The 15,899-nt window shown below is 41.0% G+C and carries 12 protein-coding genes and 1 riboswitch; of the genes, 11 read left to right on the top strand and 1 reads right to left on the bottom strand.

All coding sequences use genetic code 11. The annotated features are described in order from the left end of the window. The first annotated feature begins 1 nt into the window (after window position 1). Window positions 2–1,030 carry a glycosyltransferase family 2 protein gene (locus M5U24_RS01515; RefSeq protein ID WP_099326202.1) on the top strand — a complete coding sequence of 343 codons (1,029 nt, stop codon included), beginning with the start codon at window positions 2–4 and terminating at the stop codon, window positions 1,028–1,030. Beyond that, complete coding sequence (gene purM / locus M5U24_RS01510) at window positions 1,027–2,097, top strand: phosphoribosylformylglycinamidine cyclo-ligase (RefSeq protein WP_099327092.1); 1,071 nt, start codon at window positions 1,027–1,029, stop codon at window positions 2,095–2,097. The genes M5U24_RS01515 and purM overlap by 4 nt, the downstream gene beginning before the upstream one ends. Window positions 2,098–2,235: 138 nt before the next feature. Here purM and M5U24_RS01505 read toward each other — a convergent pair whose 3' ends face one another. Beyond that, a complete protein-coding gene (locus M5U24_RS01505) occupies window positions 2,236–3,504 on the bottom strand; it encodes a carbohydrate porin (RefSeq protein WP_099326203.1) in 1,269 nt (422 codons plus the stop codon). 730 nt (window positions 3,505–4,234) lie between these two features. Here M5U24_RS01505 and M5U24_RS01500 point away from each other — a divergent pair. The 9 genes from M5U24_RS01500 to thrC all read left to right on the top strand — a co-directional run bounded on the left by M5U24_RS01500 (window position 4,235) and on the right by thrC (window position 15,857). Next, window positions 4,235–5,998, top strand: coding sequence for a formate--tetrahydrofolate ligase (locus tag M5U24_RS01500; RefSeq protein WP_099326204.1), 1,764 nt, complete (start codon window positions 4,235–4,237; stop codon window positions 5,996–5,998). Between the two features lie 394 nt (window positions 5,999–6,392). Then, window positions 6,393–9,035 carry a preprotein translocase subunit SecA gene (secA, locus tag M5U24_RS01495; protein ID WP_099326205.1) on the top strand — a complete coding sequence of 881 codons (2,643 nt, stop codon included), beginning with the start codon at window positions 6,393–6,395 and terminating at the stop codon, window positions 9,033–9,035. Window positions 9,036–9,117: 82 nt separating this feature from the next. Beyond that, the gene (locus tag M5U24_RS01490; protein ID WP_099326206.1) at window positions 9,118–10,434 is read left to right on the top strand and encodes a 3-deoxy-D-manno-octulosonic acid transferase; all 1,317 of its coding nucleotides are present in this window, start codon (window positions 9,118–9,120) and stop codon (window positions 10,432–10,434) included. Further along, window positions 10,431–11,597, top strand: a complete 1,167-nt coding sequence (gene metK, locus M5U24_RS01485) for a methionine adenosyltransferase (protein WP_099326207.1) — start codon at window positions 10,431–10,433, stop codon at window positions 11,595–11,597. The genes M5U24_RS01490 and metK overlap by 4 nt, the downstream gene beginning before the upstream one ends. Window positions 11,598–11,756: 159 nt before the next feature. Further along, a complete protein-coding gene (locus tag M5U24_RS01480) occupies window positions 11,757–11,963 on the top strand; it encodes a type II toxin-antitoxin system HicB family antitoxin (protein ID WP_099326208.1) in 207 nt (68 codons plus the stop codon). Next, the gene (locus M5U24_RS01475; RefSeq protein ID WP_298201365.1) at window positions 11,947–12,195 is read left to right on the top strand and encodes a type II toxin-antitoxin system HicA family toxin; all 249 of its coding nucleotides are present in this window, start codon (window positions 11,947–11,949) and stop codon (window positions 12,193–12,195) included. The genes M5U24_RS01480 and M5U24_RS01475 overlap by 17 nt, the downstream gene beginning before the upstream one ends. Before the next feature lie 84 nt (window positions 12,196–12,279). Then, window positions 12,280–12,684: a nucleotidyltransferase domain-containing protein gene (locus M5U24_RS01470; protein ID WP_099326210.1), complete on the top strand. Its 405-nt coding sequence runs from the start codon at window positions 12,280–12,282 to the stop codon at window positions 12,682–12,684. A 328-nt stretch (window positions 12,685–13,012) separates the two neighbouring features. Then, window positions 13,013–14,323, top strand: coding sequence for a DUF1015 domain-containing protein (locus M5U24_RS01465; protein ID WP_164995350.1), 1,311 nt, complete (start codon window positions 13,013–13,015; stop codon window positions 14,321–14,323). A gap of 87 nt (window positions 14,324–14,410) precedes the next feature. Further along, window positions 14,411–14,532, top strand: a riboswitch (SAM riboswitch). A gap of 56 nt (window positions 14,533–14,588) precedes the next feature. Further along, window positions 14,589–15,857 (top strand): threonine synthase, encoded by a 1,269-nt coding sequence (thrC, locus tag M5U24_RS01460; RefSeq protein WP_298201364.1) that lies wholly within the window; start codon window positions 14,589–14,591, stop codon window positions 15,855–15,857. The last annotated feature ends 42 nt before the right edge of the window (window positions 15,858–15,899 follow it).

Here is a 15,899-nt window from a genome sequence, read left to right as displayed (position 1 = left end):
AATGAAATTTTCAATCCTTATACCCGCTTATAACGAAGAAAAATCCATTTCCACCTGCCTTGATTCTCTTCTTTCCGTGACTTATCCCGACAAAGAAATTATTGTTATTGACGACGCCTCTTCGGACCATACCGTAAAAGAAGTCGAAACGTTTGCAAGCAGGGGCGTTATATTGGTAAAAAGAGAAAAAAACGGCGGGAGGGCTGCCGCCTTGAACTCGGGATTATCCCGGGCTACCGGAGAGATTGTCGTCACAACCGATGCGGATACCGGCGTTTCTCCCCATTGGTTAACCCTGTTTGAACGTCATTTTGCAGATGAAGAGGTTATTGCGGTTGGGGGCGCTTATAAAGCGCAAAACAAGGGTAATCCGCTGGCAAATGCAACAAGTGTATTAGATCAGATTTTGAACGGCACATTCAGAAAAACGTTTATTCCGAACAAAGTATCCGGAGTAAACTCTGCGATACGCAGGGATACATTGCTGGATTTGGGAGGGTTTAATGAAAGCGCATGGTGGAGCGAAGATTCCGAATTAGGATGGAAACTGGATAAAACCGGCAAGGTCATTTATGATCCGGAGAATGTTGTATATACACAATATCCTGATACATGGGAAGGCATATGGAGGAGGAAGTTTTACTGGGGATATGCGATGGGATTGAAATTCCGTCAGCATATGCCTTTCAGACTGAAATTATGGATACGTCCCACCGTATTTATGGCACTTTTTGTGAGCCTGGTTGTGTTTTTGGCAACGATACCCTGCGGAATGAGGGTATACTTTGTACCCGGATTATTTTTTGGAACATTATTGAGTGCATTAACATTAGTATATGTCCCGATAGGCGCAATCGTTATGATAAGAACGGGGGATACCGGTTTGGCAAAAACATTGCCGCTACTGGCAATCCTGCCTATTTTTCGGGAATTTGCGTATGTGTACGGCATGTTTCTTGGTTATTGTAAAGGTAAGCCATCCGCCTTGAAACCTTCATGGAAGAGGAAACAGGGAAAGAAAAAATTATGAAAGAAAAAACAAAAAAGAGTGTTTCATATAAAGATGCCGGTGTTGATATTGATACGAAAGGTTGTTTTACGTCGAATATCTATTCGAAAATGCAAACAACATTTGACGGCAGGGTAATTGAGAACCCAGGGGGATTTGGCGGGTTGTTTGCATTAAATTCAAGGCTGAAAAAATATCGACAGCCCGTTCTTGTTTCTTCCTCCGATGGCGTGGGCACAAAATTAAAAATAGCCTTTATGATGAATAAGCATGACACCATTGGCATTGATTTAGTGGCCATGTGTGTGAACGATGTTGTAGTGTTGGGTGCCGAGCCTTTGTTTTTTCTGGATTACCTTGCAAGCAGCAAAATCATACCTGAAGTTCTTCATGAAGTTATAGATGGTATCGTTGAAGGGTGCCGCCAGGCCGGTTGTTCACTCATTGGAGGTGAAACACCTGAAATGCCGGGATTTTACCAAAAAGGAGAATATGACATCGCTGGTTTTGTTGTGGGGGTGGTAGAAAAAGACGAGATTATTAATGGTAAAAACATTACACCGGGAGACGTTGTATTGGGGTTAGGTTCCAACGGCATTCACAGCAACGGGTATTCACTTGTTCGAAAGATTTTTTTTGAGGAAGCGGGAATGAAGCCTTCCCGGAGTTTACGGAAATATGGGTTGAAAACAACCCTGGGAGAGGAGATTCTTAAGCCTACCAGGATTTACGTAAAAGCAATTCTCAAAATATTAAATAAATATAAAAATAAAACTGTTATTAAGGGGATGGCGCATATCACCGGCGGCGGTTTGCTGGAAAATATACCGAGAATCCTGCCGGAAGGGTGCTCGGTGAAAATAGACAAAACCAGGTGGGACATTCCGGCAATATTTAAAATAATGCAGGATATCGGCAATATTAATGAGCGGGAAATGTTTCGTGTTTTTAATATGGGGATAGGTATGGCGCTGATTGTTTCTGCGTTGGATGTGAAAAAAATAATGAATGACCTAAACGCTGCCGGTGAATCAGTATCGGTTATTGGCGAGGTAACTGAGGGGGAAAGAAGCGTACAGGTTATTTAACGGAATCAATTAAATAATAGAGGAATTTTCGTTTTATGTAAAAACGAAATACCAGCAAAAGAAAAATCCCCCTGAACCTTATGTTCAGGGGGATTTTCATTTATCATTAGCAATAATTGAATTCCTTTGTTTTTAAACCTAGAATAAGTATTCTACGCCTGCCCCTACAATTACCTCTTCGTCAGCGCTGTCATCACCGGCAAAATTAATATACCTGAATTCAGGCCTGAATAAGAGATTTTCTCTCACCTTTATGTTTGCAGTGACGGTTACGTCCCATACTGAAGTATCAAACCATCTTACACCATCGGTATCGTCGAGGTATTCGTATCGAACAACACCCTGGAACCAGTCGGTAAAATCATATAAACTATATCCGGCAACGCCCCACCAATGGCCGGTAGTACCAGTGGCCATACCGCTGGAAATATCCATTGCGGCATCTTCTGCAACACCCCAATCTCCATTGAACATTAACTTCAACTTGTTTGTTAACTGGTATGATGCTACCAGGTCAAACATTTGAGTTAAACCACCGGTAGAACTGCTTCGTTGAGCATCGCTCGCAATCGGCCCCTTTTCCTGATCCCAACCTTCAGCGCCGTGAATACCTGCTAAGGAAACAAAGGTCTTTTCTGATGGTGAAGTATAAGAAATGTACCATCCGAGAGACTTTGCGGAGTTGTTATCGATGAAAGAGTCCCATCCGTTCACCAAATAAAGTGCGGCATAAACATTGTCCGTTAAATCATATCCTGCCTTAATTCCGGTGTGGGTAAAAGGGATTGCATTGTTATAAAGCGTGCCGTGCTGATAATTAGGGTTCCCTATGTTTTCAACCAGCTCTAATCCAATCCATGTATACATCTTACCTGCGGTAATGGTTAATCCTTTACCTATTGGCGCAATCCATGAAATATTTGCTGTGGCTACGGTAAAAATATCGTCTCTGTCGGGATCATTCGTACCCCGGGGAGTTGCTTCTCCCAAGAAAGTAATTCTTTTCGCCTTTTCACCAAAATAGGTATGTAACTGCCAGCCTATAGGGTGTTCTTCAGTGGCTTCCTTATCTAAGAAAAGGGTAAAGCTCTCGAAGGTTAATGAATTATTTTCGTTTTCACCAATAAAGTTCAAGCCACTCGCAAGTTCATCCTGTTGAGGAGAATTGCTATGTTTCTTGAAACTGTAAAAATAATTCACATCCAAAAATCCGCTCAAAGAAACGTTTTTTAGGCCACCTAATAAGGGTGAATCCCACACGGTTTCGTTTACCTCTGCTAATATTTCCTCTTTTAACTCTGCCTTTAATGCTTCTCTGTCAAAATCCTGTGCAAAAGTAGTTTGACTTGCTAAAAAAATTCCTGCAGCAAGCAGTGGAAGCATAAAAGAAAACTTTTTATGTATCATAATTACTTTTCTCCTATTCTTGTAAGATTGTTAAAAACCAATTCTAACGAAACGTAAGATTGTTGTAAAATATCCCTCCTTTCCTCTTCCTCTTTTTTACTATTAAAAGATTTTTACATAAAACACACAATACTACGTACGAAATAGACGAAAGACCCAAACAACACTTCTTAGTTCCGTGAAAATAATAAGCGAGCAAAGAGAGTGCCTTTGCAATAATATATCATTATATATGAATAATTTATTATTATTAAACTTATTTTTGCAAAAAAATTAATACAACTACTTATAAAATAACACTATATGGCATAGGTATACAAAAGAGGTTAAAATGAAAAATCTTGCATACATTTATAAAGTAAGCATATAATTGGTCATTTTTTATAAAATGGGATATATTTGCCATTAAGAGTGGCCGATATGCTCCATTAACACTTCAAGAGTGGCCGATATGCTCCGTTAACACTTCATACGTGTTATAGGGGGGGGGTATTTTACAGTTATTGACTTTTTTGTAAACAAAATTCGCAGGAGGGTATTGATTAGGGAATCATTTTTCTTGACCTTAACAGTTTTACAAGTATAATCGAGCGATTTATATGCCGCAGAGACCATAATACCACGATAGTGAGTGATAAGAGAGACACTTAGGTATGTATCTTAGATAGCAAAAATACTTTTTTAATTTATTACAAATGTAAAATTTACATTAAAAGGAGGCGTTAATATTATGTCATTAGATCCTACCAAATTTGCGGATTGGCAGATAGCGGAAGAAGCAGAAAAGGGGATGAAGACTGTATATGAGTTAGCGGATAAATTAGGTCTTGCGAAAGAAGAGCTGCTTCCTCATGGGCACTATGTAGCCAAGGTTGATTACAAGAAAATATTGAAGCGATATGAAGGCAAACCTGACGGCAAATTTGTCGATGTAACCGCCATAACTCCTACGCCACTTGGTGAAGGCAAATCAACAACCACGATAGGGTTGGTGCAGGGACTAGGGAAAAGAGGCAAGAACGTTATAGGTACAATACGGCAGCCGTCCGGCGGCCCTACGATGAACATAAAAGGGTCGGCAGCCGGAGGAGGTCTTTCGCAGTGCATCCCCCTCACGCCATTTTCTTTGGGGCTTACCGGTGATATTAACGCGATAATGAATGCGCATAATTTGGCGATGGTGGCGCTTACCTCAAGAATGCAGCACGAATTTAATTATGACGATGCGACACTTGCCAAAAAAAACCTGAGGCGGTTGAATATTGACCCCCACAGGGTTGAAATGAAATGGATCATAGACTTTTGCGCCCAGTCGCTTCGCCAGATTGTGATTGGATTGGGGGGCAAGATGGACGGGTTCATGATGGAGTCCGGATTTGCCATAGCAGTTTCTTCAGAAATCATGGCAATTCTCTCTGTTGCCAAAGACCTGAAAGACATGCGTGAACGCATGGGAAAGATCGTAGTGGCGTATGACAAATCAGGAAAGCCTGTAACAACGGCTGATCTGGAAGTAGACGGCGCAATGACGGCATGGATGGTGGAGGCTCTCAATCCGAACCTGATGCAAACTATTGAAGGTCAGCCGGTCTTTGTGCATGCTGGTCCTTTTGCCAATATTGCTATCGGGCAGTCTTCAATTGTGGCGGATAGGATTGCTTTGAAACTAGGGGATTACGTGGTTACCGAATCAGGATTTGGCGCGGACATCGGATTTGAGAAATTCTGGAATCTGAAGTGCCGTTTTTCTGGCAGCAAACCGAATGCTGCTGTATTGGTTGCTACTGTGAGGGCGCTCAAGTGTCATGGGGGTGCGCCTGTGCCGGTGCCGGGACATCCGCTTGATCCGTGCTATAAGGAGGAGAATGTCGGGTGGGTGGAAAAAGGGACGGAAAACCTGACCCATCTTATTAATGTTGTGAAAAAGGCGGGGATTAATCCGGTAGTGTGTATTAATGCATTTTATACGGACACAGAGCCGGAGATTAATGCTGTAAGGAGGCTTGCGGAGCGGGCAGGGGCACGCGTTGCGTTGTCAAAGCATTGGCTAAAGGGGGGAGATGGTGCGGTGGAACTTGCTGATGCAGTAATTGATGCCTGCAATGAGCCAAATGACTTTAAATTTCTGTATGAACTCAGCACGCCGCTAAGAACGCGTATAGAGTTAATTGCGGAGCAGGTGTATGGTGCGGACGGCGTGGATTACAGTCCGGACGCTTTAGCAAAAGTAAAGGCCATGGAAGCTGATCCTGAAACTTCAAAGCTTGGAACATGCATGGTGAAGACGCATCTTTCACTCACGGATAATCCCAATATAAAGGGAGCGCCAAAGAACTGGAGGCTGAGTATCCGGGATATTCTGACATTTAAGGGTGCGGGGTTTGTGGTGCCCATTGCGGGGAATATTAAACTGATGCCGGGAACATGTTCCGATCCGGCGTATCGCCGCGTTGATGTTGATGTGGAAACCGGAAAAGTAAAAGGGCTTTTCTGATATATTTTATTATTTTTTTCAACATGATTTAAAAGGCTGCACATTTCAGGGCAAAAGAAGAAGGCTGGCGGATGATAATGAAGTCCACAGCCTTTTTTTTTGAGTGCCTTGTTAACAATGCCTTGACATAAACATTCATCTTCGCTTAAAATGAAATGCCTGTTACCTTTGGTTACTAAGGAGCGCGAAAATACCCCTTCGGCAGTCGTTCCTGACAGAGAGGGAAATCTTAAGATTTGGAACAAGGATTTCCCCGCCGTCTGCCCTGAGCGGAAGATTTCTTGCTATTTCTTTTCCTGAAATGATAAAAGCGAGGGGGGGCGAAATAACAATTACAGGTGAAATCTGTCGTTGTTTAATTATAAAAATTCTTTTTTAGCATTATTTTGAAATTATGATAACAAAATTATTCGGGACATCGAACGATCGGGTATTAAAAAAGATATACCCAATTGTAAAGCAAATAAATTCCCTTGAACCAAAAATGAAGTCTTTGACTGATTCCGAATTACGTCAAAAAACAGATGAATATAAGGAAAGATTGTCAAAAGGCGAAACGATGGATAATATTTTGTCGGAAGCATTTGCCACGGTAAGAGAAGCAAGCAGAAGGATTCTTGTGGTTCCAAATGCGGATAGTCCGGACAAGACGATGAGGCATTTTGATGTTCAGCTTATAGGTGGCATTGTGTTGCATCATGGTAAAATTGCTGAAATGACCACTGGAGAAGGTAAAACGCTTGTCGCGACTCTGCCTGCATATCTAAATGCTTTATCGGGAAAAGGCGTCCATGTAGTGACGGTCAATGATTATTTGGCAAAGCGTGACAGAGACTGGATGTCTCCATTATATGAATTTCTGGGATTAAAGGCAGGGGCTATTCAGTCACATCAGGCCTATGATGAAAAAAAAGAGGCATATTTATGCGATATAACCTATGGTACAAACAATGAATTTGGTTTTGATTATCTTCGCGATAATATGAAAGTGAGACTGGAGGAGCAGGTACAAGTTAGCTGTGGTTTAAATTTTGCTATTGTTGATGAGGTGGACAGTATTCTTATTGATGAAGCACGTACACCTTTAATCATTTCCGGGCCTGCGGAAGAATCTACGGAGAAATATTATGTAGCAGATAAAATAGCAAGGAGATTAAAACGGGGAGAGCATTTCGAAATAAAAGAAAAAGAACGCATGGCGCATCTTACCGAGGAAGGCATTGAAGAGGTTGAAAAGTTTTTAAATGTGGAAAGTCTTTATACAGGCACAAACATGGAATGGCCTCATTATATTGAACAAGCGTTGCGCGCCCATTACCTGTTCAGAAATGAAACAGATTATATCGTAAAAAATGGTGAGGTTATTATTGTTGACGAATTTACCGGAAGATTGATGGAAGGAAGACAATGGAGTGACGGATTGCATCAGGCGATACAAGCGAAAGAACATCAGCGTATTAAGGAAGAAAATCAAACACTTGCCACCATAACCCTTCAGAATTTCTATAGATTATATGATAAACTTTCCGGAATGACAGGTACTGCTTTAACAGAGGCTGCGGAATTTGATAAGATTTACAAACTGGAAGTGGTCACTATCCCCACGAATAAGCCTTTGCAACGTAAGATTTTCCCGGACAGGGTTTATAGAACGGAAAAAGAAAAATACGATGCTATTGTCCGGGAAATTGTCGAAGTGCATAAACAGGAAAGGCCGGTATTGGTCGGGACAGTGTCTATTGAAAAATCAGAATTTATAAGCGAGAAGCTCCGAAGGGAAGGTATCGAACACGAGGTGCTGAATGCAAAACATCATGAGCGGGAAGCTCAGATAATTGCAAAGGCAGGGCAGCGGGGCAATGTTACCATTGCTACGAATATGGCAGGCAGGGGTACTGATATTGTTTTAGAAGAAGGCGTCGCTTCCCTGGGTGGACTTCATATCATAGGCACTGAAAGGCATGAAGCGAGGCGTATTGATAATCAGCTTCGCGGACGTGCAGGCAGGCAGGGCGATCCGGGATCATCACGCTTTTACGTCTCATTGCAGGATGATTTAATGCGCATTTTTGCTTCCGAACGTGTGAGTTCTCTGCTAAAAACATTTGGCATGGAAGAAGGCATGGCTATCGAACACTCGATGGTCTCTAAATCTATTGAAAGGGCGCAGAAAAAAGTAGAAGCGCATAATTTTGAAATACGTAAACACTTGCTTGATTATGATGAAGTAATGGACCATCAGCGAAAAACAATATACAGTCTTAGACAAAATGTGCTTGAGGGAAAATACTTATACGATTATATCACACAAATGATAGAAGACAGCATTTGCGAGATGGTAGGCCATGCATTTGAAACAAAAAGCATCGGGAGTGAAAAAAACTATGAGGATGATGATGACTACCCTGAAGAATATTTTGATTTGGCTGGATGGTTTGAGCAAAAATTCGGCATACCGGTTGATCTAAATGAAGTTGGGGAGAAGACCCGCCAGAATATTGAGGAGTTCCTGACGCAAAAGGCATTTGATGCTTACAAGGAAAAGGAAAATGCTATTGGCAAATTCGGAATGGAAAAAATAGCGCAAATCCTTTTGTTGGAGAAGATTGATACAAAGTGGAAAGACCATTTATATGCAATGGATCACTTGCGGTCCGGCATAGGATTAAGGGGATATGCCCAGATTGATCCAAGGATAGAATATAAGCGGGAAGCGCTTGGCATGTTTGAAAATATGAATATGTCCATAAAAGATGAAGTGACAAGTCTTATTTTTAAACTGCAGAAGGTAGAGGAATCGGAGATAAAGGAAGTATTGCGTCCGGAAACATACATACATAAGGAAGTTTCCGGACGGGAAAGAATACAGGGACCTCCAGACCCAATAACTGCTCCTGTTCGGGAAAATAATGCAAGAGCGGAAGAACGGGTGGAAAGAAAAGTGGAACCGATAAAAGTCGGTGTTAAAGTCGGGAGAAACCAGCCTTGCATATGTGGCAGTGGCAAAAAATTTAAACAGTGTTGCGGCAGGGCATGATAATTTAGATGCGTTATCATTGTATTAATGAACCGGTTAGAAGCAGCGCTGTGTATTTATTATAAAATCCTTTCCTATTTGCATGCCTACAATTTTTGATGCTTTTTATATAATAGCACTTACCTTTGGTTTTCCCTATTTTCTCCTGAAAATTTTAATAAATAAGCGGTTCCGCACTGGTTTATTACAACGTTTTGGCTTTATTCCGGCAAAAGCCGGCAAAAAACCTTGTATATGGATTCATTGCGCTTCGGTTGGAGAGGTTCTAGCCGCAAAGACTCTTATAAAGTCCATAGAAAAAGAGTTCGACGGGTTTGAAATAGCGTTGTCTGTTAATACAAATACGGGGTTTTCTGTTGCAAAAAAATATTTTGAAGGAAAGAGGATTTTTTATTTTCCGCTTGATTTGAGCTGGGTGGTCAATAAAGCATTCAACAGAATAAAGCCGCAATTAATACTATTAATAGAACTGGAAATATGGCCGAATTTTATAACTGCCGCTGCAAAAAAACAAATTCCCGTTGTTTTGGTAAATGCAAGAATATCTGCTAAATCAGCGAAGTGGTACCGGTTGTTTTGCCGGATTTCGTGCATGTTTTCAAAAAGTTTGCTTAGAAAAGAAAACCTTTTTTGTGCGAGAACGCAGGCTGACGCCTTCCGCCTTAAAGAGCTGGGCATATCGGAGACTCAAATAAAGATCACCGGTAACATGAAATACGATAATATTGTCACCGATATTCCCGCAAACACAAGAGAACGTTTGCTGGAATTGTTTGAAATTGAAGCGGATGAAGAGGTGATCGTCTGTGGCAGCACTTTTGAAGGCGAAGAAATTATTCTTTTGAGGGTGTTTAAAAATCTTTGTGTAAAATTTGGTAAATTAAGGTTGATTATTGCGCCGCGTCATATTGAAAGAGTTCCCTATATTATAAAACAGATAGCTTCTCTGGGGTTTGACTATGCAAAAAAGTCATCGCTTGATAAGGGAAAGAAGGGTGCAGGATATAAGGGGAATCCAATTATTGTTGTTGATACGGTAGGGGAGTTGTCTACTATTTATAGCATTGCTTATTGTGTGTTTGTGGGAAGAAGTTTGATTCCCCATGGCGGACAAAATATGGTAGAACCTGCTGGTTTGGCAAAACCTGTTATTGTAGGTCCTCATACGTTTAATTTTAAAGAGGAAGTTGATCTGTTAAAAAAGGCAGATGCGATTTTGATAGTGGATGATGAACATTCTTTGTCAAAAGCGATAACATATTTATTGGAGCATCCGGAAGAATCCAGGGAAATTGGCAGGAGGGCACAATTAGCGGTAACAAAACAAAAGGGCGTTGTAAATCGTAATATGAATATATTGAGAGAACATTTTTTGGAAGAGAGGACTGTATTGTTATGAGGAGCGGAAGGTATTTATTTACTTCGGAATCTGTTTCAATGGGACACCCTGACAAAATAGCTGATCAGATATCCGATAGCGTATTAGATGCTATGCTGGAACAAGACCCTATGAGCAGGGTTGCTTGTGAAACTTTGGTGACAACAGGGGTTGCTTTTGTTGCGGGTGAATTCACCACTAAGGCGAATGTAAATATACCCGATATCGTAAGGAATACGATAAAAGAAATAGGCTATTGCGATGCGTCTATGGGATTTGACTATAATACCTGCGCGGTTCTTACAAGCATTGGCAAACAATCGCCGGATATTTCACAGGGGGTAAGCGGTGAAGGACTACATAAAGAAGAAGGCGCTGGAGATCAGGGAATGATGTTCGGCTACGCTTGCAATGATACGCCGGAATTAATGCCCCTTCCAATTATGCTGGCACACAGGGCAATCATAAAGCATGCCGAATTGAGGCAAAACGGGACATTAAAGTATTTGCGTCCTGACGCTAAATCCCAAATTACGGTTGAGTATGAAGGCCTTAAACCTATCAGAGTACATACTGTTGTTATTTCTACACAGCATGCCCCTGATGTTAAACATGACACTATTAAAACGGACATGATCGAGAAGGTTGCCAAACAGGTGATACCGGCAAACTTGCTGGACAGCAAAACGATTTATCATATCAATCCTACAGGGCGTTTTGTAATCGGCGGTCCGCAGGGGGATTGCGGTTTGACTGGCAGGAAGATTATCGTTGATACGTATGGCGGATGGGGTCGTCATGGCGGAGGTGCTTTCTCCGGAAAAGATCCAACAAAGGTTGACAGAAGCGCTTGTTATGCAGCCAGACATATCGCAAAAAATTTAGTAGCAGCAGGATTGGCAGACAGGTGTGAGGCGCAGGTGGCGTATGCTATTGGAGTGGCAAAACCATTGTCTGTTCACATTACTACAGAAGGTACCGGTAAACTCCCGGATGAAAGGCTTACTCAGATTTGTGAAAAAGTTTTTGATATGACGCCCAGCGGTATTATCAAGAGATTGAATCTGAGAAGGCCAATTTATAAGATTACCGCCAGACATGGACATTTTGGCCGTACCGAGGATTCATTTACCTGGGAAAAGACTGATATGGTGGATACGTTACGTAAGGAAGCGGGTGTTTGAAGTGCGGTAATCGTTTATTACTGAGGGTGCAAAGAACGTTGGGAAGTAAATACATGAGAGGCTAGAAGTTGGAGAATAGAAACAGTAATCCAGCTTCTGGCTTCCAATACCTACACTATTGATAAGTTTTTGAAGGTGTGAATCCTGGAGTGCCATATTATGGTTTATCGCGTATTGATAGAAAAGGGTGAAGACTTTGGTTTTGTAGCCCACTGTCCTGCCATACCTGGATGCCATTCTCAAGGGGACACTATTGAGGATGCTATAGAAAATATAAAAGACGCCATTAAGGCCTGTTTGGAAGCTTTGGATAAGGATTTGGTAACGCAAACCAAAGAGTTGGCTTATTTTGAGGTTACAATATAAAGTGGCATCAAAACTGCCGGTAATTTCTGGTAAAGAGGCGGTAAAAGCGTTTGAGAAAGCCGGTTGGAAATTTGTAAGAGTTGGTAGTAATTGTCACATAATACTGAAAAAAGAGGGTGTTATTACAACCCTCTCTATTCCAGCGCATAACACCTTGGATCGTGGTCTATTGCGGTCATTAATAAGAGATGCATACTTATCTATCGAGGAGTTTAAAAAACTTTTGGAATAATTGCTAAGTTTGTAACCTGCGCCCAGTAATTAAAACAGATTCTTGTGTGTTCAGAGTTGTAATCTGAACACATCTTGTAAATCCATGATAACAAAAGATATTATACTCAACAGGGATTATGATGGATTACTGCACCTTACAGGTGCAGACATAATCTTTTTATTTGGTTCGATCCTTACAGACAGTTTTCATAAAGATAGCGATATTGATATTGGTGTTTATTTTGAAAACCGGCGTTATGATAAAACCGCTGTTTACGATACCGTCATTGATTTCTTTCAAACTGAAAAAGTAGATGTTGCTTTTTTAAATGAGGCGCCTCCATTGCTCTTATATCAGGTTATAAAAAATGGCAAACCTATGGCCTGTGAGAACTATAAAATACTGATGGAATTCAGGCTTCGTAGTATCAAAAAGTATTGGGAGACTAAAAAATTCAGAAAGATGAAAGAATATCTATTAAAGAATTATGTCGAAAGAATCAGATGAATTGGCTTCCTGACAATAAAGAGATTTTTATAGGCAAGCTTAATTTCCTTAAGAATTATTATGGGGAACTTAAAAGTTTTGTAACAATTTAGGGTTTTGAAAAATTCCAATAATAGCGATGTTTGTCTCATAGTGTAGGGGCTAAGCATTTGCTATAAATTGTCATAAATGCGTTCATACCCAAACGGGCAAATGCTTCGCCCCTACTTTTTCAAAAAACTAAAGTGTTACGAAAATTCGGTTTTTATCAGCGTATTTAATTACGGAAACTGATGTTGTATAAGAACGGAAACTGATGTTGTATAAGAAAGGTGAGTGGTCATAAAATATGGTAATAATAAAACCCTTTCGTGGTTTGAGATACAATCATGACATTATAAAAGATTGCTCGGCAGTAATGACGCCTCCTTATGATGTCATATCTCCCGCAGAACAGGAGCGGTATTATAGGAATCATCCGAATAATATGATTCGTTTGGATTTGGGAAAGGAATTTCCCGAAGATACGGAAGCGGATAACAGATATACCCGCGCCTCGGAATTTCTTGAGGAGTGGATGAAGGCGGGCATATTGAAACAAGAGGATGCACCGGCAATTTACATCTATGATCAGGAATTTTCCTATGGCGGTAAGCATTTTATTCGCCGGGGCTTCATTGCGTTGGTAAGGCTTGAGCCGTTTGATACAGGATCCATTTATCCTCACGAGCAGACCCTTCCAGGTCCCAAGGCAGACCGCCTGAAACTTATGCAATCATGTAAGGCAAATCTCAGTTCAATATTTGCTCTTTTCCCAGATGAAGACAATGCCGCTGATAATTACTTACATTCAATAACCACAACAAAACCGGAAATCGATTTTGTTGACGACAGCGGTGTAACAAACAAACTTTGGGTCATTAGAGAAAAAAAGACTATCGATAAGCTCATTGAAATAATGAAGGGAAAAGCCCTTTTTATCGCTGATGGACACCATCGCTATGAAACATCGTTAGTTTATAAAGAGCAGAAACATAAAGAAAATGGCGGGCAAAATAGGGAATTACCTTCGGATTATGTGATGATGGTGTGTGTTTCTATGAATAATCCGGGGCTGCAAATATTCCCTTTTCATCGTGTAGTCCGGCAAATAAAGGACTTTAACCCAGACCATGTCCTGCATAGGCTTAAAGAGTTCTTTGAGATTGAATATATGGAAAACAGCGGTGGGATTGATGCTATCATGCGAAAACTCAATAGCGATAGTGCTCCCCATTGCTTCGTAATGTACGCAGGGCAGGGTGATAGATACAGCCTGTTGCGGTTAAATGATAAAAGGATATTAGAAAAGGTGTTTGCAAATGATCATCCGGAATGGAAGCATTTAGACGCAGGCATACTCCATAGCATCGTTTTAAAAAGGATATTGGGAATAAATTCCGACGAAGCAGGTTTGAAAGATTTTATAAAGTATGTAAAGAATGAAACAGAAGCTGTATCACTCGTACAATCAGGTGCTTTTCAGGCGGCATTTATTTTGCGGCCGACTCTGATAGAACAAGTAAGGGAAATCGCTCTGGCGCACAAGGTAATGCCGCCAAAGTCAACCTATTTTTATCCCAAATTAATTACCGGTGTTGTGATAAACAAAATTAACTAAAAGGGGAATCGCACTCTGATTATTTGGTATTCCAGATTAACGGTTGACTGTTTACCTGATTTCAGATAGAATCCTAACTTATACAGTATCTTATCCGGAGTGGCAGAGGGACTGGCCCTGTGAAGCCACAGCAACCGGCCTGTTCAGATTACGTCTGAACATGGTGCAGGTGCTAATTCCTGTCTCAAGTTTTTGGGAAAAGATAAGATAGGAGAACAAATAAAAGCCTCATCCTATCTTATTTTTAGGAAAGAGGCTTTTTTTATTGCTGAAATATACGGAGAAAGAAATGGGTTATGTAAACGGATTAAAATGCAGGGAATGCGGAAAAGAATATCCAAAAGAACCATTACATGTTTGCAGTTTTTGTTTCGGGCCTTTAGAGGTAGATTATGATTACGAGGGCATTAAAAAGGTTATAAACAGAGAAGTTATTCAATCGCGCAGCAATACAATGTGGCGTTACAAAGAACTGCTCCCGATAGACGGCGAACCGACTGTTGGAAGCCAGGTGGGATTTACGCCGCTGGTAAAGGCGAATAATCTGGCAAAAATTCTGGGCGTAGAAGAACTCTATGTAAAAAATGATTCGGTAAATTATCCTACGTTTTCCTTTAAGGACAGAGTGGTTTCAACTGCATTGTCAAAGGCAAAAGAATTTGGCTACAAGATTGTTGGATGCGCAACTACCGGCAATTTGGGAAACTCAGTAGCTGCACAGGCGGCTCAGGCATGCCTGGAAAGTTATATTATTATGCCAGCAGACCTGGAACAGGGCAAGATTATTGGCACGCTGATATATAATCCTAATGTGATAAAAGTAACTGGAAATTATGATCAGGTAAACAGGTTATGTTCTGAAATTGCCGATAAATATGGTTGGGCGATTGTAAACGTAAATATACGACCATATTACGGTGAGGGATCAAAGACATTTGGTTATGAAATCATGGAACAACTGGGCTGGAAAGTGCCAAAGCATATTGTCGTGCCCATGGCGGGCGGATCATTAATTACAAAGATTGGAAAGGCAATAAAAGAATTTGTACAACTAGGTCTTATTGATGGCGCAGATACAAAATTACATGGTGCTCAAGCCAGTGGAAGTTCTCCGATTACTACGGCGGTCAAAGGCAAGACGGATGTGATAAGGCCGGTAAAGCCCAATACCATAGCGCAGTCGATAGCAATTGGAAACCCCGCGGATGGTTTTTATTCGGTGAAAAGCATTAATGTTTCCGGTGGATGGGCAGAAGATGTAACGGACGATGAGCTTGTTGAGGGTATTAAATTGCTTGCCAGAACAGAAGGTATTTTTACGGAAACGGCTGGCGGCGTTACCGTGGCGGTAACGAAAAAACTGATCGAACAAGGAAAGATACCGCGTGATGAATCCATCGTCATTTCCATTACCGGGAATGGTTTAAAAACACAGGAAGCCGTGATTAACAAATTATATGAGCCAAAAATTATTAACCCTTCCCTTGCCGAATTTGACAAAGTTATGGAAGAAAAAATGGCGGCCGTGCGTTAACAGATAATTAATTTGGGAAAACAGAGGTCGGATTCCTTTTTT

Origin of the sequence: Candidatus Kuenenia sp. (assembly GCF_027493735.1) — a bacterium.
Taxonomy (GTDB): domain Bacteria; phylum Planctomycetota; class Brocadiia; order Brocadiales; family Brocadiaceae; genus Kuenenia; species Kuenenia stuttgartiensis_A.
Note: the sequence above shows the minus strand (reverse complement) of the source record. Positions and strands in the feature narration are given on the sequence as shown.